Below are 26290 nucleotides of genomic sequence, written 5' to 3'. Positions count from 1 at the left end.
TTAATAAAAAAGCCTCACAATGAGGCTTTAATTTTTCGTTAATCTTCCAAAACAATGTCAAATTGTGTGAGCGATTTGAATTGTTTTAGTCTTTTATTTACTTCAGATTTTTCGAGTTTGGCCATTCTTTCTGTTCCAAATTTTTCTACGCAGAACGATGCTAAATTAGAACCGTATATGATGGCATTTTTCATATTTTCGAAAGAAATATTTTCGCTTTGCGTAATAAATCCTGCAAAACCGCCTGCAAAGGTATCTCCTGCTCCAGTTGGGTCGAAAACTTCCTCAAGCGGAAGTGCTGGTGCAAAAAATACTTCGCTATTGTGGAATAAAAGCGCTCCGTGTTCGCCCTTTTTAATCACCACATATTTTGGTCCCATTTCATGAATTTTTGCCGCCGCTTTTACTAACGAATATTCGCCCGAAAGTTGACGTGCTTCTTCATCATTAATGGTAATCACGTCAATGCGTTTCATCACTTCTTTTAATTCAGGAAGGGCACAATCCATCCAGAAATTCATGGTATCTAAAACCACTAATTTTGGTTTTTTCTCCATTTGATCCAAGACACTAATTTGAATATTTGGGTGCAAATTTCCAAGCATCACCACATCAGCATCTTTAAAATTCTGAGGGACTTTTGGCTGAAAATCTGCCAAAGTATTCAATTGTGTGTCCAAAGTGTCGCGTGAGTTCAAATCGTTATGGTAACGTCCACTCCAGAAAAAAGTTTTGCCTCCTTTTACAATTTCTAAGCCAGAAATATCGATATTTTTTGACGTTAATAAATCTAGATAATCTTGCGGAAAATCGTCGCCAACCACCGAAACGATTGCGGATTTTAAATTAAAAAAAGAAGCGGAAAGTCCTATATAAGTTCCGGCACCACCTAAAATTTTATCAGTTTTTCCGAAGGGAGTTTCTATGGCGTCGAAAGCTACAGTTCCGACAATGAGCAATTTGTTCATTTCGATTTTTTGAATTAAGCCGCAAAGATAATTTTTTTAGTCGAAAGATTAAAGAGGAAAGGAAAAGGTTTCAAGTTTCAAGTTTCAAGTTGACAGCGATTATTGTTTTTTGTCACGGATTTAAGGATTGTTTTTGATACCTGTTTTGAAATTGTCATTGATGTTGAAAAATCTTTTAATCCAATAATCTCAGGCGAAATTTTGGATTTTGGATTTTTCTAATTAGAATTTACGACATTAGTTCGTTCAGTTTATCAAAAACCAAATGACTTTCGTACCCTTTACGAAGTAATGCGGCGGTAAATTTTGCTTTTTTCTTGGCTGAATCACGCTCCGAAAGGTTGTTCCAAGTTTTGTTTGCTAACTTTTCAAAGGTTTCAAAATATTCTTCTTGAGAAAATTCTTTTAATGCTTTGTCAATGGCGTATTTGGAAATTTGACGGGCTTTTAGTTCTGCCACGATTCGGATTTTTCCCCAGTTTTTAATGCGGTGTTTTCCACGAGCAAAACTGCAGGCAAAACGTTCTTCATTCAGAAAATTATTTTCGATTAAATGAACAATTGCATTGTCAATAACTGTTTGTGAGGTGGTAAGCGATTTTAATTTTGTCAAAACTTCCTGGTGGCAACGGTCTTGGTAAACACAGAAATATTCGGCTTTGCGTAGGATTTCTTCATACGAAAGTGGAATTTGCAAAGATTTATGTGGCATCGAATTGTTTTTGGTAAATGTAAAAAAAATTTAAATGTCATATGTAGCACTCGAAAATGTTAACGAATTTGATAAAAACTAATTCATAGAGATTATTCATAAAGATTTTAGGTTGAAGTGTAAAAAATGTACAAACTATCGCATTTACCTATGATGCTTATAATTGTTTCAAGAAAGTTAAAACGATGTTTAATATCGATAAAATATGTTGTTTTGTCGATTTTTATTTAGTAAAAATATTAAAATGATGTTAAATAGTTAATTTGCTTATTATTTCCAAATTCCGGCGTTTCCCCAACCAGTGTTTTGAAGTAAGTATTTGATTTAAAACTATCATGCTTATGAAAACAAAATTACAGTTAGGAATAGTGATTCCTATATCAAAAAAATATTCTTTCTCTTTGCTGTTGTTGATGTTGAGCATCGGTGTTTGGGGGCAAACAACATTAATTTCACCAACAGTAAATAATGGGGGATTTGAGACAGATTTAACGGGTTGGACAACTGTTCAGTCTGGTGTAGGTAGAGGCGCCTGGTATAGTGGGACAGCCACATTCTACGATGGTTCGAAATCTGCTTACATATCGAATGATGGAGGTGTAACAAATGCGTATACCGGTAATCAAGAAAGAATACAGCATTTGTACCGCGCTATTACTTTTCCAGCGGGAGAAACTATCATTAATTTATCATTTTATTGGAAAGCTAGTGGAGAAAGTTCTACATTTGACTATGATAATTTAAAAGTATTTGTTTCAAACACGCTTCCGACAGCTGGAACAGCAAATTCATCTGCCGATCGTGTTGGTCTCAATTGGTATAATTTGCAGACAACATGGCAAAATGCGTCGGTAACCTTACCTACAAGTCTGGCAGGTACAACGAGGTATTTAATTTTTCAATGGAAGCATGATGGATCAACTACAAATAATCCTCCAGCCGCTATTGATAATATTACACTGACGTCACAAGCTCCACCTTTGTGTTCTGGAACACCAACGGCTGGTACGGTTACCGTTGCACCGTCATCGGGATCATCGGGATCAACTTATGGCGTTACGGCCACAGGGTATTCAACAGGTTCAGGTTTAACGTATCAATGGCAATATAGTGACAATGGTTCAACATGGATTAATCAAGGAACTGCAACAAGTTCTTATGTTGCATTAACGGGTTTGACAGCGCCTGCATTTGGAGTGGTTAGAACTTGGCGTTTGGTGGTAACTTGCACGGCTTCGAGTAGTAGCGCAAATTCCGGTACGGGAACATTTACTTCTACTTATTGTACGCCAACATCAAGTAATACTAGTGATTATATTTCAGGATTTTCAACCACTGGTGGGGTGTCAAATATCAGCAATACGCCAACATTTTTATCTGGATCAGGATATGGTAATTTTTATACAACATATTCAGCAAGTCAGTATGCAGGAAGTACATTAAACTTTACAGAAACTTACCAAGGTGGTAGCCATGGTTTAAGCATTTGGGTTGATTTTAATAACAATGGTATTTTCGAAACATCCGAAAGATTGTATAACGCCACATCTTTAGCAACAAATTTTTCGGGAACCATCACGATTCCTGCCGCGACTGTTGCAGGTAATTATAGAATGCGGGTTAGGGCTTGGTGGAATAATTTAAATCCTGATCCATGTAGTAATATTGCGTATGGTGAAGCGGAAGATTATAGACTTACAGTTCTAACATTACCTCCCTGCTCAGGGACGCCAAATGCTGGAACAGCTTTAGTGAATGGTGTGGCAAATGCTTCGGCTTCCGTTAACGCAAGCATTACATTAAGTGCTTCAGGTTTAACAACTGGTTCCGGATTGTCCTATCAATGGTATTCATCAGCAAATGGTTCTACTTGGACACCTATTTCGGGGGCGGTAACCAGTACTTACACTACAACCGCTGTTGCAACAGAAACTACCACTTATTATAGACTTGTTACCACTTGTGCCAATGGAGGGGCAACAAATACGTCCTCAAATGCAACTGTGGTAACATCGTTGGCTTATTGTGTTCCGTCAACGGAATCGCCTTCGTGGACTTATATAAACAGAGTATCTTTCCTTGGAACCTTAAATGATGTAACCAATACCAGTACTTATTCTTCCTCACCTGCGGGATATCAAAACTTTACAGGTTTGGCGAACAAAGCTATACAGATTCAGCAGGAAGCAATCAATGTCTATGTACAATCAAATTACGGATCTCGCATTAAAGCATGGGTAGATTGGAACAAAGATGGTGATTTCACTGATACCGGTGAGGAAATTTTTGATTCTGTGATTGGCTTGACATCTACAACATTTGGTTTCGTAGTTCCTGCTTCTGCTGCAGCTGGAGATTACAGAATCCGTATCAGAAATTACACATATTATGACGGGTGGGATTATGCTTACGATTACGACTTTAGTCCATGCGAACCATTCCTTGATTCACTTGATGAAGAAGGGGAAGCTGAAGATTATTTATTTACTTTAGTAACAAGGTGTCTTGCAGATATTGAAACCGTAACCAAAGGCGAAAGATGTGGAACGGGCTCTGTAATTTTACAAGCCTCAACAGTTTCTTCGGGAATTACCGAATTTAGATGGTACACTTCGGCAACTGGAGGTACACCACTAACGAGTGCAAACGTATCTGGATCGACAACCTTCAACACACCATCGATTTCTGCCACCACAACTTATTATGTTGCGGCGTTTAACGGAACTTGTGAAACGCAAATCAGAAGAGCAGTTGTTGCGACCGTCAAGGAAGTTCCCGATGTGACTTTTTCACCAGCTTCACCTGTGGCTTGTGGAGATTCTACACCAATTGAAGTGTCCGCCGATGACGATTTAGAAACAGTTTATTTAGTCGATGAGAATTTTGACGTTGGTAATCTTGGAGCTTCTGCTTTTGCTAATACCAATATCGTCAATAATGGTGGTTCAATCAACCAAATTTCAAGATGGGAAAGTAAGGCCAGTCCTTTTGTACCTGTTGATGGAGAAGATTCATGGGTACCGGCTATTTCTTCTGGTTACGGGACTGATAAGTTTGTTTTTAGTAATTCTGACGTAGGTCCTGGATATACAATTGACCATGGTTTAGTATTGCGAAATTCTATTAATACAACTGATTTTCAAAATCTCACAATGAAATTTAGAATGTATTTCTCAAGGTATAATAATGATGGTGTTGGACCAACCGCAGAATATGTTTCTGTAGAAGTGTCAACCAACGGCGGAACTACTTATACGTCATTGGCCACACCTCGAGTTTATACTTCAGATGTTGGAACTCCAGGAAACTTCGCAACGGAAACAGTCGATTTAAGCGCATACATCAATCAAACCGATTTAAAATTCAGAATACGATACTATTCCAATGGCTGGCGAGACGGTGTTGCGGTTGACGATATTCAAATTTATGGTTCTAAAACATTAGAGGCTTCCTACTCATGGTCAGGTTCTGATATCTCTGTTTTTACGGATGCAGCAATGAATACACCTTATGTTGCTGGTACATCAATTGATAGGGTTTATATAGTTCCTAATTTATCATTACTTGTGCAACCTTCTTTTGACATTAATGTTACTTCAACGCTAACTAACGGTTGCCCATTGGTAAAAACTATTCCTGTTACTAATAATTCAAAAGTATGGGATGGAACAAATACCGCTTTTAATGACCCAAATAACTGGAAACCTATTGGAATTCCTAACAATACTAACTGCGTTATAATTCCAGACACAGGATTTGAACCAGTAATTCCAGCAGCCTACGACGGAGTTGCTAAAACAATATCAGTGAAACCAAACGCTCAATTAACCATCTCAAGTGGCAGTAGTATTACGGTAACTGATGAGGTTTTAATCTCTAATAATAATACCCCGTCAAACCTTTTAGATGATGGGAAAGTATTGATTGAAAATACTGGAAGTTTAGTACAAGTTAACAATCCACCTTTAGATATTAGCGGAAATTCTGTAAATAATAATATTGGCACCATCGAAATGAAACGCATCACCACTCCAATGTACCGTTACGATTTTACTTATTGGTCCTCACCTGTTGAAGAATCACCAAGTTTTACGTTGAATACTTTGTCGCCAAACACTTTGCCTGATAAATATTTTAGATGGAATGCGCTTACGCAAAATTGGCAAACCTTGATGAATGGTGCCTCTGCAATGGATGAAGGAATTGGTTACATCGTGAGAGCCCCTCAAAGTTATGCCATTGAAGGTCAGGCTGGAGCCACACCACAAGCTTATACAGCTACTTTTACCGGAAAACCCAATAACGGGATTATCACAGTAAACGTAGTGGGAGGAACTGATAAGTGGAATTTAATTGGAAACCCTTATCCATCTGCCATTGAAGCAAGAGATTTTATATTACATCCAAGCAATGCTAATTTAGATGGTACACTTTATTTTTGGACGCATAATTCACCTCCAGCAGCGGCAACTCCTGGGGCTAGTACTTATGATTATTCGAGTGATGATTATGCTACTTACAATTTAACAGGAGCTACGGCAACGGCTGTTTCCCTACCTGCAGATTCAGGAACCGGATCAGGGAATAATAATAACGCTCCAGACGGCAGCATCCCGGCAGGACAATCATTTTTTGTACAAGGACTATCTGATGGAGATGCTGTTTTCAGCAACACGATGAGAACCACAGGTCCAAATTCAAATTTTTACCGCCAACAAAATAATACTACCGAAGGTAGGGTTTGGATAAATTTAATCAAAGGAACACGTTTTCACCAAACATTGATAGGTTATATTGACCAAGCTACCAATGGCCAAGACCGAGGCTTTGACGGAAAATTAATGGGCGGCAGTTCTGCCAATATATCTTCGTTGATAGGTACAGAAAAATATATTATCCAAGGGCGAAGCTTACCGTTTGACATCATGGATGAAGTACCGTTAAACGTTTCGTTTGTCACCGCCGGAAATTATAAAATAGCCATTGACCATTTCGATGGATTTTTCAACACTCAAGATATATTCTTGAAAGACAACAGTTTGAATGTAATCCACAATTTAAAAACCGCCCCTTATGAGTTTACAACTGCAAACGGAAATTTCAACAATAGATTTGTACTGGTTTACCGCAATTCAAGCCTTGACAAACCACACTTTGATCTGGCAGAAAACCAAGTGTATGTTTTAAATCAAAGCGAGAAATTATTGGTAAAATCAATCGAAGAAAACCTAAAAACCGTAGTAGTTTACGATTTATTAGGCCGAGAAATCCTCCGTGCTACTGATATTCAAAACAAAGAATATCTTATCACCGGACTTTTAGCCACGGAGCAAACGTTGCTTATCCAAATCGAACTCGAAAACGGTATGAAAACCACTAAAAAAGCAATGGTAGTGAAATAAGAATAATCATGGCGATAACTTTTGAAAATGAGAACTGTATGAATTTTTCTTACAGTTCTTTTTTGTATCTGACGACAGTAATATTTTCATTTAATCGATTTTATTTGCATTTCATCGATTAAAAGAAAATTTAACATACCATTTACAATCAACAATTAATTTTGGTCTCAAATATTTCAAAACGGTATTTCCCCAACCTTAGTTTGAAGTAAGTGATTGTTAATTTAATTATGATGCTTATGCAAACAAATTACTTCTGGGTAAAAGGAATTCTTACGCCAAAAAACTTTCTGTTTTCTTTATTATTTTTATGGTTAAGTGTCGGGGTTTCAGGGCAAACTACAGAACTTTTAATTTCCGAATACGGAGAAGGCTCATCTGGTAATAGCAAATATATTGAACTCTATAACGGAACTGGAAGTAATATAGACTTGAGTAACTATAGAATTAGAATAGGCGTGAATGGTAATGCTCTTTCATCACAGTTTACCCTCTCAGTTATTTTATCAACAGGTTCTACTTATATTATTGCAAATAATACTGCAGACGTACCTAATGCGAACGTGACTTGGTCAAGTGCAACATGGACTGGTAACGACGCTATCGCATTGGAAAAAAATATTTCCGGGACGTGGACTTTAATCGACGTCATTGGAACTATTGGAAATGATCCAGGAACAGGTTGGAATGTTGCCGGAACTACGAACGCAACTGCTAATAATAGATTGACAAGAAAGCCATCGATTTGTTCGCCTAATACAAGTTGGATACTTAGTGCAGGAACAAGTTCCGCAAACTCGGAATGGATTGTTTCAGCATATACTACTGGTTCAGCTAATGCAGGTCATAGCAATAGTTGCGTTGCCTGCACCTCCCCAACCACACAAGCTTCTTCCTTTACAAATTCTGCTATCACACAATCAACTGCTACGGTAGGATGGACAAGAGGAACCGGTGACAATGTTTTAGTGGTGGCTAGAGCAGGAGGTGCCGTAAATGCTGATCCCACAAGTGGTACAACTTACACGGCCAACAGTACATTTGGCTCCGGAACGCAAATTGGTACGGGTAATTTTGTGGTTTATAACGGCAATGCGAACTCCGTAAATGTAACAGGTTTAACACCTGGAACTACCTACCATTTTGCTGTTTACGAATACAACACCACCGGCACTTGTTATCACCTGACTGAATTGACTGGAAATTTTTCCACACAACCGCCTCCAAGTTTAGCGGCTTCGGGGACACTTAACGAAGCAACACTTAATGGAGCAACTGTTGGTTTGACACTCTCGAACGAAACATTTGCAGACGCTACTTTAAACGCAGCGAATTTTACGTTGAATAATGCACCTCCAGGGGTTACGATTCAAAGTGTAAATTATCTGAGTCCAACTTCAGCCAATGTCATTTTAAGTTATGACAATACTGATTTCGATGGAAATGTTTCCAATTTTAGTATTAGAATCAATGCTTCGGAATTGGTAACATCGACCAGCAATTTAACCTCAAATAATTTGACGATTACTGCAGTTAACGAATCATTAACATTAAGTGCAGGTAATTTGGCTTTCGGGAATGTTTGTAATGGTACTTCCGCAGATTTATCGTTTACAATTTCTGGAACTAATTTAAAATCTGGAACAATCAATTTGTCTGCCGTAACCGGATATACATATTCAGAAACATTGGGAGGTGCTGCCATTACAGGTTTTTCACATGTAGGTGGGACTTTGGCCACAAAAACCATTTATGTTCGTTTGACTCCAGTAGCTGCAAACCAAACTTATGATGGAACAATTACAGTTTTGGGCGGAGGTGCCAGTGCAACTAAAAATTTCACTGGAAACTCGACCGTTACAGCGCAATCTGTTACTACTAATGGAAGTTCGGCTAACACAATAGATCACCAAAGTGCTAATTTACGGGCATCAGCAACAACATTAGGAACTTGCCCGGCAAGTACTCAACGCGGTTTTGTTTATTCGATTGCCTCGGTAAATGGCACTCCTGAAATAGGAGGTTTCGGTGTCAGCCAATTATTAGAAACAGCCGCTTTAGCTTCAAATGCATACTCAGAAAATACTGGTAATGTTTTAGCAGAAGGAACTACTTATGCCTATCAAGCTTATATTTTTAATGGAACCAATTATGTTTATGGCGGTGTTCAAACTTTTACAACAGGATTTAATAGTACTATAAATACTGTAAACAACACAAGGGCATGTTTAACAGATGATGGAGGTATCATTTCATGGGATCCTGCTACTACGGGTGTTTCCCCAACTGGTTATATGGTTTTTGCAGTTACGGGAGCAACTACCCCAAGCGGTACACCAACAACTGCTTTAGCGGATCATGCAAATGCAAATAGTAATTTTTCAGCCACCACTAACACTGCAACGCCTGCAACTTTAGGTAAATTATTATATAAAGGAAATGCAACATCCGTTAACATTACAGGATTAACAGAAAACACGAATTATTCGTTTTTGGTTCTAGCCTACCAAGATGGAGGAACTGTTAGAAGATTTAATAACGCAGCAGGAGGAGGTCGAGCTTTAGATTTCATCGCCCAAGACGATGTACGGAACTTGACTGCAACACCGGGAACCAATCAGGTTACATTAAACTGGAACGTTCCTTTACCAACTGCTTGTTGGGACCAATTAATTATTGTTGCCAATCAAGGTGCAGTAACTTTTACACCATCCGGAACTTATACTAATGGCGATTTTGGATATACCGCTAATGGTGTAGTATATGCAACAAGTGCCAATGTCTCGACCAAAGCAATCACTGCTCTAACCAATGGATTAAATTATTGTTTTAAAGTTTTTGTCAGAAGAGGCTCGGTTTGGAGTGATGGTATTGAGGTTTGTGCTACGCCTGTTTTATCGTATTGTTCTTCATCAGGAGCCATTAATAATTCTGGGATTTTAAATGTCAATTTTAATACAATTAATAATACCGCTACTTCTAATCCTGGATATACTGGCAATTTATCTATTTCAACTTCAGTTGCTCTCGGAGAAACATATCCGTTAAATGTAAGAGTTCATACAAACGGTAATTATACTTCGTATGTTAAGGCATGGATTGATTGGAATCAAAATGGAACATTCGACACGAATGAAAGTTATGAATTGGGAACCGTAACTAATAGTTCCAACGGAACTCCAAATGCTGCTCCATTTGATATTGCCGTTCCGGAGAATGCAGTTTTAGGAACCACAAGAATGAGAATTGCTGCAAACACGGATAATGGTCTGAATAGGTATTCCACACCTTGTGAAAATTTTACTTACGGCGAAGTAGAAGATTATACTATAAATATCGTTCAACCGGCAACAGCAGAAATTAATGTAAGAGGTAACGCCATCAGCATTCCCAATGGGTTTGACGCTCCTTATGGTTTGAACAATACGCAGTTTGCACCAACTCCATTAAATACAGATTCTGTATTGCAAAAAGAATTTACTATTGAAAATTTAGGCCTAACGGATTTAAATCTAACTGGAACACCAATCATTCAAATGACGGGGGATAATCCATCAGATTTTATTGTTACCCAACAAGCTACAACACCTGTGGTATTTGGAACACCGACAACCTTTAGTGTAAAATTTCGACCAACCGGTTCGGGGCTTAGATCCGCTATTGTGACAATTTTTAACAATGATGCAACCGGCAATGAAAATCCGTACACCTTTAGAATTGAAGGAAACGGTACTTGTGCGACACCTGTCATTACCGCAACGCCTACAACCGGACCCGCCAATACTTTAGTTACATTTACTTCTTCTACTAATAATCTTACAGGCGCAACTGTAAGATATAATGGAGCGGTCATGTCAGTAGTGAGCCAAACAGCTGAAAAAATTGAAGCATTAGTACCTGTCAATGCTGCAGATGGATATTTTACCATTCAATTGGCTACCGGCTGCGAATTCGTTCAACCATTTAACGTTATTAATAAAGACGTTACAAGTTGTCAATCCTCTACTGGGGTAACAGCATCTAACCTTATTATTTATGAAGTTTTTGATGAAAAAGGACTTTCTGGCGGTTATGTGAGTATCTACAACGGAACCGCAGCTGCAATTGATTTATCAGGATACAAGATAGAACGAGCAGGTGATTACGGAGGAAGCTACAGTACATATGCCAATTTATCTGGAACATTAGCGTCTGGAGCAATTGCTATAGTTGGAGTTTCAAGTTCTTCATGCGGTATTACCGTAACCGGAAACGGTAGTTTTGGAGCTACTGGATTTAACGCTAATGATGGTTTACGATTGGTACAAGGTGCAACAGTAATTGATGATGTTGACGCACCAAACTATGTGGGATATTATTTAAAAAGAAAAACGGCTTTCCTCACTCCAAATTCTGTCTATGATCAATCACAATGGGAAATTCAAGCCATAAACGATTCAGAATGTGTATCGAATTTTGGAATTGCACCAATAATAACTTATCCGCCATTGATTACCGTTCACCCTACATTTACCGCCACTTGTGATGGAAATCCAACTACACTTTCGGTAACCGCCTCAGAAGGTGTTGCAGGAGGAAATACGCTTCAGTACCAATGGTATATTTTAGAGACTTCGGGTTGGACTGCTTTGGCTAACGGCGGTGTGTACTCTGGCGTCACTTCCCAAAATTTAGTCATTTCTTCAGTTTCAGCACTTAACAATTCACAATTTTACGTACAAGTTCGCGAAAATACCGCCACTTGCTACACGGCTTCTAACGCTGTTCAGATTAAATTTGACGTAACCGAATGGACCGGAACGTGGTCTAATGGATTGCCAGACATCACTAAAAATATCGTGTTTTCTTCAAGTTATGATTCAGCAAGCGATGGTGGAAGCGTTTCTGCTTGTGAATGCGAAGTAAAAAATGGGGTGATTTTAGATTTTGCCTCAACTGATTATTTAGAAATTGAAACAAGTTTACATAACAACGGAACCATCCGATTAGAAAACGCAGCAAGTTTGGTACAAAATGTCGATGGTATCACCAACACCGGAACCGGCACCATCGAAATGAAACGCATCACCACTCCAATGTACCGTTACGATTTTACTTATTGGTCCTCACCTGTTGAAGAATCACCAAGTTTTACGTTGAATACTTTGTCGCCAAACACTTTGCCTGATAAATATTTTAGATGGAATGCGCTTACGCAAAATTGGCAAACCTTGATGAATGGTGCCTCTGCAATGGATGAAGGAATTGGTTACATCGTGAGAGCCCCTCAAAGTTATGCCATTGAAGGTCAGGCTGGAGCCACACCACAAGCTTATACAGCTACTTTTACCGGAAAACCCAATAACGGGATTATCACAGTAAACGTAGTGGGAGGAACTGATAAGTGGAATTTAATTGGAAACCCTTATCCATCTGCCATTGAAGCAAGAGATTTTATATTACATCCAAGCAATGCTAATTTAGATGGTACACTTTATTTTTGGACGCATAATTCACCTCCAGCAGCGGCAACTCCTGGGGCTAGTACTTATGATTATTCGAGTGATGATTATGCTACTTACAATTTAACAGGAGCTACGGCAACGGCTGTTTCCCTACCTGCAGATTCAGGAACCGGATCAGGGAATAATAATAACGCTCCAGACGGCAGCATCCCGGCAGGACAATCATTTTTTGTACAAGGACTATCTGATGGAGATGCTGTTTTCAGCAACACGATGAGAACCACAGGTCCAAATTCAAATTTTTACCGCCAACAAAATAATACTACCGAAGGTAGGGTTTGGATAAATTTAATCAAAGGAACACGTTTTCACCAAACATTGATAGGTTATATTGACCAAGCTACCAATGGCCAAGACCGAGGCTTTGACGGAAAATTAATGGGCGGCAGTTCTGCCAATATATCTTCGTTGATAGGTACAGAAAAATATATTATCCAAGGGCGAAGCTTACCGTTTGACATCATGGATGAAGTACCGTTAAACGTTTCGTTTGTCACCGCCGGAAATTATAAAATAGCCATTGACCATTTCGATGGATTTTTCAACACTCAAGATATATTCTTGAAAGACAACAGTTTGAATGTAATCCACAATTTAAAAACCGCCCCTTATGAGTTTACAACTGCAAACGGAAATTTCAACAATAGATTTGTACTGGTTTACCGCAATTCAAGCCTTGACAAACCACACTTTGATCTGGCAGAAAACCAAGTGTATGTTTTAAATCAAAGCGAGAAATTATTGGTAAAATCAATCGAAGAAAACCTAAAAACCGTAGTAGTTTACGATTTATTAGGCCGAGAAATCCTCCGTGCTACTGATATTCAAAACAAAGAATATCTTATCACCGGACTTTTAGCCACGGAGCAAACGTTGCTTATCCAAATCGAACTCGAAAACGGTATGAAAACCACTAAAAAAGCAATGGTAGTAAAATAGTAAATTGTTATTAAATTTTAAGATTATATTGATTATTAACTTTAATTTGAAGGATTGTAAATTTATTGTAAATTTACAATCCTCAAATTTTTAAAAGCCTAAGATTAAAATTTAAGCCAATGAAAGCAAAAGTACTTCTGCAATTTTTTATAGCAATAGTTTTATTATTTCCTGTTCAAGGACAAGAGCCTACAGTAGTGTATTCTAGCATGATTTCTTCTAATAATTCTAGGGTAGAATTAACTATTTTTCCAGAATTTAGACAAGGTAGAATTCAGGCCGAAAATGGTGGATACCAGTATTGGAGTTTTCATATAGGAACAGTATTTGGTCCGGATTATTCCGTAAATTGGCGTCCTTATACAACGGGTAATTCGTTAAATGCAAATGACTTTATCCCAACAAGTTTTGATAATGGTGCTAGATACAATACCACAAACGGAGGTCATGACGGAGGAATCCAAAATGTCGTGGTCGGAAGATATTATACCTTTAACATTACAGACAACGCTTCGCAAAATAACACAATGTGTGTTTTGGAAACTTCCTACGAACCGAGAGTAATTACAATGGTTTCTCAATTGCCCGAAGCTAGTTGCGTTAGGCCTGGTCAACCTGTACAAATTCATTTTGAGTTAAACGGTGTTCCTTCTACTGGAACTACCAATTTAGATCGTGAGATTTTTATTGTTAGATATTCTAACGATAATTTTGCTACTTCGCAGTTTTTGCAAGCAACAATTTCAGGAACTCATGGAACTGCAGAAATCCCTGGATTTGCATCGGGTAATATATCGTATTACGTTTATTCAACCAATTTGTCTTTTGCCGAAATTACCAACAGAACCGGGATGTACAACCACAATTTGGCACACGACATGAGTACGCTAAATTTAAATAATAACGGGGGTGGTGGCAATTATCCTTACACCCCAGTAGCGGCCACTTTTTCAGGAACTTGGGATCAGCCGCTTGATGGAAGACCCATTGTTTTTGCAGCAGATTATGATTCGGATATAGATGGCGGAAGCGTTAGCGGTTGCTCTTGTGCGATAAACGCCAATGTTGAAGTTACTATTAGGAATGGTCATTCTCTAAATCTTGAGCATGGCATCAACATTCATGCATCAGGAGTTTTAAACATAGAAAGTGGAGCCTCGCTTTTTCAAGAGGATGATTCTGCAGAAAATATCGGGATGGCGACTATTAAAAGAAATACTCAACCTGTCTATAGATATGATTTTACATATTGGTCGTCGCCGGTAACTGAAACCTCGAGTTTTACTTTAGGAGATCTTTCTCCTGATACACTCGTGGACAAGTATTTCAGTTGGGATGCCCTGAATCAAGATTGGTTTTCGGAATCAAACGCAACAATAATGGAAGAAGGAAAAGGCTACATTGTTCGTGCACCTCAATTTTATGATATAGAAGGACAACCTGGTGCTATAGCCGAAATTTTTGAAGGATTTTTTATAGGAACACCAAATAATGGTAACGTTTCAACACCTGTTGAAGTGGGATGGAATTTAATAGGAAATCCATATCCGTCAAGTATTTTCGCTGACGATTTTGTGGATGCAAACCCTGATTTAAACGGAACATTTTATTTTTGGACGCACAATTCCCAACCAACTGCTTATAATTACAATGTTGATGATTATGCCTTATATAACCGTACCGGTTCAACCGGAAATCCTGCGGGAACCTCTGGCAACACAACTGCTCCAAATGGTTACATAGCCTCTGGACAATCTTTTTTTATTGAAAGTATATTAGCAACCGATGTTGTTTTTAATAATGCGATGAGACGTGTAGATAATAATGATGTGTTTTTTAGACAAGGAGATCATGATAAAAGTCGCATTTGGATAAATTTGTTTGGGAACAATGGGTTGAGTCAAGCCTTAGTTGGATACCTTCCGGGTGCCACAAATGGTATTGACAGGTTATACGATGGAAAAAAATTAGGAGGGAATGCGGTAAGCCTTTATTCAATTAATCAGCAAGAAGAGTTAACAATCCAAGGAAGACAATTCCCTTTCGAAGAAACGGACCAAGTTCCCCTTGGCTTTAAGGTTAACAATAACGGAAATTTCACCCTGCAATTAGAACGGTTTGACGGTATTTTTTCTAACCACAATATTTATTTAGAAGACAGGCTTCTCGGAACAATTCACAATCTAAAAATTAGCCCTTATCAATTTAACTCCACGGCGGGAACTTTTAATGATAGATTTTTGCTACGTTACAATGAGGCATTGAGTAATCCGGAATTTACAATCGACAACGAGATCAGTATTTTTAATGTTGACAAAGGTTTTTTAATTGAGTCAAAAGAAATTTTAAAAGCCGTTACCGCCTTTGATTTATTAGGAAGACAAATTTTTGCCGTGTCAAACTTAAGTGATCAAAAATACTTGATAGAAGATACAAAAATTTCTGGACAAGTTTTGATTCTGAAGGTTCAGCTTCAAAACGGTGCAATTATCAATAAAAAGGTGATTTGGGAATAGAAAACAAAAAAAAACAATTAAAAACCCAGAACTTTTACAGTTTTGGGTTTTTTCTTAATAAGGTAGATTTAATTTTTTATGTGTTGTAACAATTGCTTTTTGATTTTTGTAATCAATCCAATTTTGTCCTTTCCATTTTCGCATTAAATTATCGAAATGGCGCATAATCATAATATTGTATACTGCTTTTCCTAAATTGCTTACTTTTCGCGGAAACGCACGCAAACTCATCGAAAACCCTGGGGTTAAATATTTCATGTAATGCCAATAACCTTCGGGCATATACAACATTTCTCCGTGATTTAAATTACAAATTAGTCCTTTGGCTTGTTTTAATGCTGGCCATTTTTCCAAATCAGGATTGTCGAAGTCGATATCTTCACGCGATATCAATGCATGCGGTACTTTATATAGATAAGGTGTTTGACTTGGATCGAATAATATACATTGCTTTTGTCCATGGAAATGAAAATGTAAAATATTGGAATAATCAATATCGTAATGAATAAAAACCTTCGAATTTTCACCTCCAAAAAACAACATTGGTAATTGTTTTACTAGTTTTAAACCAATATCTGGCCAACGAAAATCGCTTTTTAAGGAAGGTACTTCTTTCATCAAATTGTAAAGAAAAATCCGATAATTGGTAGGCTTCGACTGAAGAAGATCGATATAATCTGCCATTTTCATTTTGGCGTGAGCCTCGTTAAAACCATCTTTGTAGGAAACGGGTCTGTCGTCGTACAACGGAACCGTCTTTTCTCCTGCGATTTCTTTAATATAATTCAATTTCCATTTTTGGTATGCAGGCCAGTCTTCAGTGAGTTTTTCTACCACAACCGGACGCTGTTTTTTTACATAATTGTTATAAAAATCTTCTTTTGAAATTGTTTTTACGCGTTCAATTTCAGTTAAATTCAATGGCATGAATGTTCTTATTTAGATGAATTACAAATAAATTACCAAAGGCAAAGTTACTAAAGGATTATGGAATCGTAAAGATTGTGATCATAAAATTGCTACATCGGGCTAATTAAAAAAGACTACCTATTAGGCAGTCTTTGCTATAGTGAATTTTTGGTCAATTAATCCACTTCATTAATTTTTTCCACTTTATCCTTCCAATATTGCATCATAGCGAATGCGATAATTGCCGAAGCCGCAGTGCCTTCTAACAAAAGCATAAAAGCGAATTGATACATTCCTGGAGGAGAACTTGCATCAGTAACGGGTATAAGATATGCTTTGGCAAATGTGGCAAGATATACATCACCACCTTTAATTTCTACAAAAATCATAAATGCAATCAAACCTAGTATAACACTTACCATCGCAGTAAAAAATCCTGCGAAAAGGTTGGTCAGATAGCCGTGAATACCGTCAAGATAATTAGATTTTATAGTGCGGTTCACACCGTAGATTACAAAAATAAAATTGAGCAAACGCAGGTAAACTTGATCTTTAAGTCCGAGTGCTTCAATTAGTAAAAAATAAAGCGCCAAACCTATAAAAATAATGATTCCGTTAATAATTAATCTGTTGATTTTCATTGTGTTTGTGTTTTTAGGTTATCGTGGTTGGTTTTTTTTCGAAGAAAACGAAAAATAAATTTTCATCGAGGGATAACTTAAAATTACAAAATAATATCGAATTGAAATGGTGGGTCAAAAATAAATTTAACAGTTTTAATAAAATTTTAGTAAAAATCGAAAAGTGGGCATTTTAGTTTTATTGAGTATTTTCGTCCAAAGAATCGTAAAGTAAAATCCAATCATTGTGGAAGAAGTAATTCCACTCCGCATTGGCTAAATCCACTTCAGGATTAATTAGGGGTTTAAACGGACGTTGGTTGACAGATACATTGCATCGCACGAAAACTGAAACTTCTATACCTTTTTGCGTAAATTCTTTTTTAATTCTTTGTGCCATTTGCCATATTGCATCGGGCTTGTCGCCAACCATTGCCATTTGTTTCGGGGTGAGTTTCTCTTGTAAGCGGTATTGAATTTTTTTTCCGGTATTTTTATCAATAACTTTAAATGAAGAATATCCAGTTCTTGACCTAAGCATCATTCGCCAAGATAATCGATGGCCTTCTTCTGTCCAAAGGACATCGCCTTTGATGAACCAGTGTCTTATGGGGAGTAACAGTTGTATGATAAAGTAAGGGATGAAAAAAAATTTTAGTATAGATATTCTTTCAAAATCTGCATTTTTAGCCACAAAGGGAAGCTTTTTGACGAAGAAAATTTTCCGAATCTTTTCCGGCGGATAAAAGAAAACTACGAAACTTAAAGCAAAGAATGGGAAAATCCCAATTTGCAGCGTAAAGGCATTAAACAAGTGAAAAATTAATGCGGCGATGAAAGCAAGTGTGCGTGTTTTTTTCCATAGCAATAATGGAATAATGAACAAATCGAACAATATTCCGGAATAAGCAATGAAAAGGTAAAACCATCTTTGATTGAAAATATTTTGTACAGGTTCATAAGGCGATTTGTTTGTGAGTAAATTTTTAGTAAATGTACCATCTAACCAATCCGGATAAAATTTAGCAACAGTTGCAAAAAAGTAAACAATTGCCACTTGTAAAATCATTACGTACGAACACCAAGCCGGCATTGAAAGTTTTTGATACTCACGATTGTTCTTTGCGTCAAGTGATGCATAACGATTTGCGGGAAGAAACAGCATCATCATACAAACCAAAATCAGCATATAATAGTGATTGTTATATGAGGTTTTTTGCATCAGGTAACTTCCTGTCCATAAAATGGTGTACAAAGCCAAGCTCAATTTATATCGAAAACCAAGCATTACCATAATGCCCAAGCATCCCATCATTGCAAAATAAAAATACATACCATTTCCGGGAAGTGGTTGCAGCCAGTCAAAACCTATGTGGTTAAAGGTAAACTGCGGTGTGATAAAATTATCTTTCACCCATCCGGTTAATATTGCGCCAAAGGTTTCGGCTGCCAATAAAAAGCCAAAAAATATCCGAAAAATAATTAACGGAGCATTGTCAATAGGAGTGAAAAGCTTTTTAATCATTAAGTTTAAAATAATTTTCGGTAACATCTCGGTCTTGCTCCAGCTGTTGCTTTAGAGCATCAAGAGAACTGAATTTTTCTTGATGACGTATTTTTTTCAAAACCGATATTTGAATCTCTTGATTGTAAATGTTTTCGTTAAAATTTAAAAAGTGCACTTCTATCGTTTGATGATTTTCGCCAACAGTAGGATTTGTACCAATGTTCATCATGCCATGTAAAACTTTACCCTTTATTTCACTTTTTACAATATAAACTCCCTGAGCAGGAACAAGTTTGTAATTTTCGGAAAGTGAAATGTTCGCCGTAGGGAAATTAATGGTTCGGCCTAATTTTTTTCCTTCGACTACAATGCCAGTGAAAAAAAAGTGGTATCCTAAATATTTATTTGCCAACTCAATTTCTCCTTCATTAATAGCATTTCGTATCTTTGTTGAGCTAATGGAAATATCGTTAATTTCTTGAGCTTCAATTTGTTCTACTTCAAAATTATATTTTTTACCAAAAACAATTAGGTCATTTATATCAGCAGCTCTTTTTTTGCCAAATCGATGATCATAACCAATAATTATTTTTTGAATATTAAAAGTTTCAACCAAAACTTTTGTCACAAAATCTTCTGCTGACATCTCTGAAAATTCTTGACTAAAGGGGTGTATAATTAAATTTTGTAATCCCGTTTTAGCCAAAAGCTGGGCTTTTTCGTCAAGGGTATTGATAAGTTTGAAATCACCTTGTTGTAACACCATACGCGGATGAGGAAAAAATGTGAGCACAAGTGTTTCGGCATTAGGATTGGAATTTAATTTTTCTAAAATTTTTGTGTGTCCTAAATGCACGCCATCAAAAGTGCCAAGGGTGACAACGGTTTTTTTTTGGGTAGAAAAGTCAAATATATTATGGTAGATTTTCAATTTTATTAAAGTAAATTTTGACAAAAATAAGACTAATGTACGAAAAACAACGAAAAAGTTTGGCAGCATTTTAATTAGATTAAATTCAAGATTTACAGCCAATATTTGCTTAGTTTTTAAAATAAATAGGATTTGATTGTTGAAAATGAATGAATTGGTTATATTTGTCTTCTATTATTACTATACCTATGAAAAAAATTTTACTGTTATTGTTAGTGGCTTGCAGTTCATTAGGCTACTCACAAAGAGGCTTTTGGTCTGTTACTAATGAACAAAAGTTATCTTCTCTAGAAAAATTAGAGCGAAGCTCAATGCCTAGTCAATATCATCTATTTCAATTAAATATTGACGGATTGAAACAATCACTTTTACAAGCTCCAGATATTAATTCTGGAACGGATTCAAACGTTATTATTGCGTTCCCTAATGCTGATGGAAAAATGGAGCAATTTAAAGTTTTTGAATCCTCTGTTTTAGAAAAAGAATTGCAAGAACGGCATCCCGAATTGCGATCTTTTGTGGCAAAAGGAATCGATAATCCCGCACTTACTATGCATTTGAGTTCTACGCTTTTTGGAATTCATGGAATGATCAGAGGAAACGGTGAAACTTACTACATTGATCCTTATACTGATAATTTACAAAATTATATTGTGTATAAAAAATCTTCGTTGATTCGACCTAAAAATAAAACGCCATTCATGTGTGACACCGATCAAAGTGAAGCACACCAACGATCTTCGGAATTTCCTAACCAAACATTTGCAAATGATGGGGTTTTAAGAACCTATCGTATGGCAATGACTTGTACAATAGAATATTCTGCATTCCACGTGAATAGGGCGGGAGTATCAGGTGGTACTTTGGCGCAGAAAAAATCAGCTGTTTTAAATGCTATGGGTGTTACAGTAACCAGATTAAATTCCGTTTATGAAATTGATGCAGCGGTTCGAATGGTATTAATCGCTAACAACGAGAATATCATTTTTATTGATTCGGATAGTTTTGATAATAATAATCCGAGCAATTTTTTAAGTCAAATTCAGGCAGTAGTTGACGGAATTATTGGGGCTGGTAATTATGATATTGGTCACGGAAACTGTACTTCGGATAGTGGTGTTGCAATATTAGGTTCGGTATGTTCGTCTAGCAAGGCCAGAGGTATAACCGGACAAACAAGCCCTGTTGGAGACCCTTTTGATATCGATTATGTGGCACACGAGGTAGGACATCAATTTGGGGCGACTCATACATTCAATAATTCTTGCGGCGGAAACAGATCAGGAACTACTGCGGTTGAGCCTGGAAGCGGAAGTACTGTAATGGCTTACACAGGTATTTGTCCACCAAACGTGCAAAGTAACTCAGATGCCTATTTTCACGCCGTAAGCTTGGCACAAATGTTTACATTTGTTCAAGGATCCGGAAGTTGTGGTGCTATTACCGCTACCGGTAACACCGCTCCAGTAATTACACCTTTAACTAATTATACAATTCCAAAAGGAACAGCTTTTATTTTAAAAGGTAATGGAACTGATGCAAATGGCGACGCATTAACTTACACTTGGGAACAAACTAATCCAGGAACAAACTCTAACACTGCAACCGCTACAACTACAGCTTCAATCCCGAATTTTCGTTCAGTAGCGCCATCCGCAAGTCCAAATCGATACATGCCTGATCTTTCAAGTGTGTTGGCAGGAAATTTATCGCCAACTTGGGAAGTTATTCCAAATGTAGCTAGAACCATGAATTTTGCTTTAACGGCAAGAGATAATAGAGCTAACGGAGGTCAAACAGCTCGACAAAATATGACCGTAACTTTTAATGCGGCAACTGGTCCTTTTAAAGTAACCTCTCAAGCCGCTGAGGCAATCAGTTACGCTCAAAACTCAACACAAACCGTAACTTGGGATGTTGCAGGAACTAATGCAGCGCCAATTTCAACTGCCAATGTAAACATTTGGTTATCTACTGATGGAGGATTAACCTTTTCTACTCCTTTAGCAATGAATACGCCAAATGACGGAACTGAATCTGTAACAATCCCGAACATAGCTGCTCCGTTTTGTAGAATTATGATAGAAGCTGTAAACAATATTTACTACGCCGTTAATGCTAATAATTTTTCAATTGGATATACAGTTACCACTACTTGTCAAACCTATACAAGCAATACTGCTGTTCCAATTCCAGATGGAACTGCCGCAGGTCCTGGTGCTGTTGTAGGTTCTACAATAAATGTTCCAGCTACCGGAAATATTTCGGACATCAATGTAAATGTAAATGTTACTCATAGTTGGTATTCAGACTTAACAATTGCTTTTAACCATCCAGATAATACACAAGTTGGCTTGATGAGCGGAAGTTGTAATGGAGCCACTTCAGGATTTAACGTAACTTTTGATGATGCTGGCTCAGGAATTGTTTGTGCAGCAAATCTTACCGGAACATTTGCACCATTAACATCTTTATCTGCGCTGAACGGAAAACCAGCCACTGGTAACTATGTTTTATTAATTCGTGATAATGCGGCTCAGGATACAGGAACGTTAAATTCTTGGTCAATTGAAGTTTGTACCCAAACAGTAACACTTTCAACAGATAATTTTGGCTTGACAGATTTTAAAATTTATCCAAATCCAAACAACGGAAACTTTAATGTCCAATTTGCGTCTAACTCCGGAAACGACGTTCAGGTTTCAGTTCATGATATGGGAGGAAGACAAATTTTTAACAAAACCTATCAAAGTGCTTCATTGTTCGATCAAAACTTAAATTTAAGCACCGTTCAAACCGGAATGTATATGGTAACAGTACAAGATGGCGAACGCAAAGAGGTGAAAAAAATAATTGTAAATTAAGTAAATTCTTTACAATTGAAAAACGCTTCTCATTCTCGAGAAGCGTTTTTTATTTTAAATCAATATTGATGTTGTGTAAAATTTGATCAGGCACAATATCTGGTAGTTCGATTGAAACATTTTGGCTGTCATAAGAAAACTTTCCAGAAAGCACTTGATAATTCCCGGCTTTTCCTCGGCAGAAACACATAACACCGAAAACAAGTTTTATTTCTTGTAAATTTTTATCTTCCAAATTTATTTTTGCCATATTTTGATCCAGTTCAAAAAGAACCTCCTCTCTGTAACCTGCATCAACAAGTTCGGGCTCGGTAATTTTATTGTACTGATAAACATATACATTAGAACCCACATTATCTTCAAACGCATAATATATTTTATCAGTCACGTCAGTATTTAGCACCAATTTTTTATTTTCAAAAACTTCAAATTTGCAAGTTCCAGTATTCGGACAATTAGAAATTGTCACTTTATTTTCCTCCATCGATTTTTTTTGAGAATGGCACCCCATTAACATTATCATCAAAGATGTAGCAATAAAAATTTGTTTCATAACCAAAAGTTTTTGTTTAAAGGTAATGAAAATTATTTTCCATTGAATGCTGTCATCGCATTTCCCAAACCCGTAAGTACAAACGACCGGATAGCTTCGGCTGAAACTTCTAAACGCTCTGCAAGCAGCATTTTTTCGTCGTCAGTCCACTCGCCTAATACATAATCTACTTGTTTGCCTTTTTTAAATTCATCACTAATACCAAATCTAAAACGAGGATACTCCGAAGTATTTAGAGTTTGCTGAATGCTTTTGAGCCCGTTGTGTCCGCCATCACTTCCTTTTGGTTTAATTCTAAGCGTTCCGAAAGGTAGGTTCAAATCGTCTGTAATTACCAAAATATTTTCAAGCGGAATATTTTCTTTGTCCATCCAATATTTCACTGCTTTACCACTCAAATTCATGTAAGTGTTTGGTTTTAGTAAAAAAACGGATTTTCCTTTAAATTTAATTTCGCAAATAGTTCCTAATTTGGAAGTTTGGAATTCGCTGTTTTCTTTTTTTGCTAAATGATCCACGACTTTAAAACCAATGTTGTGGCGTGTGTTTACGTATTCGGCACCAATGTTTCCAAGGCCAATAATTAAAAATTTTTTCATCGTGTCAATTTGTGGAGTTTGCCTTTTCTTATATAAAAATTTTAACCAATTCTTCATTTGATAAAAATATAAAATACAGAAATGTTTTCCATAAAAAAAAGCTCCTGATTTCTCAGAAGCTTTGTGTGAAAGTACCTGGAGTGGGAATCGAACCCACACACCTAAGTACACGAGTTTGAGTCGTGCGCGTCTACCAATTCCGCCATCCAGGCAATAGATGTGTTAATTGTGGGTGCAAATTTAGAAATAAAAACATATAAAACAAAAAATACTAAGCAAAAATCTGTAATTATCTCAATTTAATTTTTAAATTTGCACCTCGGTAAAACAACACAACAACTAACTAACTACATTTGAGTAATTTATAGGTGAAAATTAATTGTAAAAAATTAATTTTTATAAATTTTTCAAATAAAAAACAACTGAAAAATGCCGTATCAAGAACCGGAAGCCAAGATTTTTGCCTGTTCCCAAAGTGTGCATCTTGCAGAACAAATTGCTGCACAATATGGTGTTCCGCTAGGGAAGGTAACGTTCTCAAAATATAGTGATGGAGAATTCCAGCCTTCATTTGAAGAATCTATTCGTGGATTGAGGGTTTTTTTAGTTTGCTCAACATTTCCAAGTTCTGACAATTTGATGGAACTTTTGTTGATGATAGATGCAGCTAAAAGAGCTTCTGCCCGACATATTACAGCCGTAATTCCTTATTTTGGATGGGCTCGTCAGGATAGAAAAGACAAACCAAGGGTGCCGATTGGGGCAAAATTGGTAGCGAAATTACTTGAAACGGCTGGAGCAACAAGAATAATGACCATGGATTTACATGCAGATCAAATTCAGGGATTTTTTGAGAAACCAGTTGATCATTTGTTTGCGTCAACAATCTTTTTGCCTTATGTAAAAAGTTTAGGTTTGCAAAATTTAACTATTGCATCTCCTGACATGGGTGGTTCTAAAAGAGCTTATGCGTATTCTAAATTTTTAGAATCGGATGTAGTGATTTGTTATAAGCAGCGTAAAGCGGCAAATGTGATTGAAAGTATGGAGTTGATTGGTGAAGTGACCGGAAAAAATATCATCTTAGTGGATGATATGATTGATACGGGTGGGACTTTGGCGAAAGCGGCTGACTTGATGATTGAAAAAGGAGCGTTAAGCGTTCGGGCGATTTGTACTCATGCTATTCTTTCGGGAGATGCTTATGAGAAAATTGAAAAATCGCAATTGAGTGAATTAATAGTGACAGATTCTATTCCTTTAAAGAAGGAGTCGAAGAAAATACGGGTGGTAAGTTGTGCTCCGCTTTTTGCAGATGTGATGCGAATGGTACAGAACAATAACTCAATTAGTGGTAAGTTTTTGATGTAATTGAAAATGCCACTGTTTGTGATGAGGAAAGTTTTTTCATTGCAATTTTATTTTGAAAAGCAAATTTTGTGGTTAGCACGGGGTTTTGCGTTAGGGATTGAAGCAGAAATCCTTTTTGAGCTATTCGGGCGAAAAAAGATTGTAGCGGAAAGCCCGGGCCGAAGGCAACGCCCAAATAAAAATGAAGAATTTTTTATTAATTATATATATTTAAAATGAAGTCGATTACAATTAAAGGATCAGAAAGAGAAAGCGTGGGCAAAGTTGCTACTAAAGCCTTACGTAATGCTGGAGCGGTTCCTTGCGTTTTATACGGAGGAGATCAACCAGTGCATTTCTCAGCAGAAGAAAAAGCATTTAAAAATTTGGTTTACACTCCTAACGCACACACAGTTGTGATTGATTTAGGTGGAAAATCTTTTAATGCGATTCTTCAAGACATTCAGTTTCACCCTATTAGCGATTCAATTTTGCATATTGATTTCTTCCAGTTGAAGGATGATAAAGAAATTACTATGGAAGTTCCTGTGAAAGTGGTGGGTAACTCAAAAGGTGTTATGGCTGGAGGGGTTCTTCGTTTGAACCAAAGAAGATTAAAAGTTAGAGCTTTGCCTAAAAACTTACCTGACTTTGTTGAAGCTGATATTACTGAACTTGAAATGGGTAACAAGTTATATGTTACTAAATTGAAAACTGAAGATTTCAAGTTGCTTCACCCAGAAAATACTGTAGTGGCTCAAGTGAAGATTTCACGTGCTGCGATGAAAGCTGCTCAAGAAGCTGCAAAAGCTGCAAAAGCTCCTGCGAAAGGAAAGAAAAAATAATATTGCAATTATTTTTAATTGAGAAAGCATCGATTTATTCGGTGCTTTTTTTTTTGCTTGTATTTTTCTTC

The 26290-nt window shown here is 37.0% G+C and carries 14 protein-coding genes and 1 tRNA gene; 6 read left to right on the top strand and 9 right to left on the bottom strand.

Going from position 1 to position 26290, the window contains the following annotated elements; translation table 11 throughout:
• Nucleotides 1–38 precede the first annotated feature (38 nt).
• Together GV828_RS05700 and GV828_RS05695 are read right to left on the bottom strand one after the other, a co-directional pair.
• Complete coding sequence (locus tag GV828_RS05700; RefSeq protein WP_166536517.1) at nt 39–968, bottom strand: PfkB family carbohydrate kinase; 930 nt, start codon at nt 966–968, stop codon at nt 39–41.
• 229 nt (nt 969–1197) lie between these two features.
• Nucleotides 1198–1680: a regulatory protein RecX gene (locus GV828_RS05695; RefSeq protein ID WP_166536516.1), complete on the bottom strand. Its 483-nt coding sequence runs from the start codon at nt 1678–1680 to the stop codon at nt 1198–1200.
• A gap of 341 nt (nt 1681–2021) precedes the next feature.
• On the opposite strand from GV828_RS05695, the gene GV828_RS05690 reads away from it, so the two are divergent.
• The 3 genes from GV828_RS05690 to GV828_RS05680 all read left to right on the top strand — a co-directional run bounded on the left by GV828_RS05690 (nt 2022) and on the right by GV828_RS05680 (nt 16041).
• On the top strand, nt 2022–7082 hold the full coding sequence (locus GV828_RS05690; RefSeq protein ID WP_166536515.1) for a GEVED domain-containing protein: 5061 nt from the start codon (nt 2022–2024) through the stop codon (nt 7080–7082).
• A 239-nt stretch (nt 7083–7321) separates the two neighbouring features.
• Nucleotides 7322–13525 carry a GEVED domain-containing protein gene (locus GV828_RS05685; RefSeq protein ID WP_166536514.1) on the top strand — a complete coding sequence of 2068 codons (6204 nt, stop codon included), beginning with the start codon at nt 7322–7324 and terminating at the stop codon, nt 13523–13525.
• 119 nt (nt 13526–13644) lie between these two features.
• Nucleotides 13645–16041, top strand: coding sequence for a T9SS sorting signal type C domain-containing protein (locus GV828_RS05680; protein WP_166536513.1), 2397 nt, complete (start codon nt 13645–13647; stop codon nt 16039–16041).
• Nucleotides 16042–16095: 54 nt separating this feature from the next.
• On the opposite strand, the gene GV828_RS05675 is transcribed toward GV828_RS05680, so the two are convergent.
• The 4 genes from GV828_RS05675 to GV828_RS05660 all read right to left on the bottom strand — a co-directional run bounded on the left by GV828_RS05675 (nt 16096) and on the right by GV828_RS05660 (nt 20008).
• Complete coding sequence (locus GV828_RS05675; protein WP_166536512.1) at nt 16096–16968, bottom strand: cupin-like domain-containing protein; 873 nt, start codon at nt 16966–16968, stop codon at nt 16096–16098.
• Between the two features lie 158 nt (nt 16969–17126).
• A complete protein-coding gene (locus GV828_RS05670; RefSeq protein ID WP_166536511.1) occupies nt 17127–17591 on the bottom strand; it encodes a hypothetical protein in 465 nt (154 codons plus the stop codon).
• A 178-nt stretch (nt 17592–17769) separates the two neighbouring features.
• On the bottom strand, nt 17770–19095 hold the full coding sequence (locus GV828_RS05665) for an HTTM domain-containing protein (protein WP_166536510.1): 1326 nt from the start codon (nt 19093–19095) through the stop codon (nt 17770–17772).
• Nucleotides 19088–20008 carry a bifunctional riboflavin kinase/FAD synthetase gene (locus tag GV828_RS05660; protein WP_166536509.1) on the bottom strand — a complete coding sequence of 307 codons (921 nt, stop codon included), beginning with the start codon at nt 20006–20008 and terminating at the stop codon, nt 19088–19090. The genes GV828_RS05665 and GV828_RS05660 overlap by 8 nt, the downstream gene beginning before the upstream one ends.
• Nucleotides 20009–20157: 149 nt before the next feature.
• On the opposite strand from GV828_RS05660, the gene GV828_RS05655 reads away from it, so the two are divergent.
• Complete coding sequence (locus tag GV828_RS05655; protein WP_166536508.1) at nt 20158–22872, top strand: T9SS type A sorting domain-containing protein; 2715 nt, start codon at nt 20158–20160, stop codon at nt 22870–22872.
• 49 nt (nt 22873–22921) lie between these two features.
• Here the strand turns inward: GV828_RS05655 and GV828_RS05650 are convergent, their stop codons facing one another.
• The 3 genes from GV828_RS05650 to GV828_RS05640 all read right to left on the bottom strand — a co-directional run bounded on the left by GV828_RS05650 (nt 22922) and on the right by GV828_RS05640 (nt 24236).
• Entirely contained in the window at nt 22922–23425 is a 504-nt protein-coding gene (locus GV828_RS05650) for a hypothetical protein (protein ID WP_166536507.1), read from the bottom strand.
• A 32-nt stretch (nt 23426–23457) separates the two neighbouring features.
• The gene (pth, locus tag GV828_RS05645; protein WP_235935418.1) at nt 23458–24024 is read right to left on the bottom strand and encodes an aminoacyl-tRNA hydrolase; all 567 of its coding nucleotides are present in this window, start codon (nt 24022–24024) and stop codon (nt 23458–23460) included.
• A gap of 132 nt (nt 24025–24156) precedes the next feature.
• Nucleotides 24157–24236 (bottom strand) — tRNA-Leu (locus GV828_RS05640).
• A gap of 217 nt (nt 24237–24453) precedes the next feature.
• Between GV828_RS05640 and GV828_RS05635 the strand changes: the two genes are divergently transcribed.
• A complete protein-coding gene (locus GV828_RS05635) occupies nt 24454–25395 on the top strand; it encodes a ribose-phosphate pyrophosphokinase (protein WP_166536505.1) in 942 nt (313 codons plus the stop codon).
• A gap of 215 nt (nt 25396–25610) precedes the next feature.
• Nucleotides 25611–26219 (top strand): 50S ribosomal protein L25/general stress protein Ctc, encoded by a 609-nt coding sequence (locus GV828_RS05630; RefSeq protein WP_166536504.1) that lies wholly within the window; start codon nt 25611–25613, stop codon nt 26217–26219.
• The last annotated feature ends 71 nt before the right edge of the window (nt 26220–26290 follow it).

This window comes from Flavobacterium ichthyis (assembly GCF_009915155.1).
GTDB lineage: Bacteria > Bacteroidota > Bacteroidia > Flavobacteriales > Flavobacteriaceae > Flavobacterium > Flavobacterium ichthyis.
The sequence above is the reverse complement of the archived record's forward strand: the minus strand, read 5'-3'. Positions and strand labels throughout refer to the sequence as shown.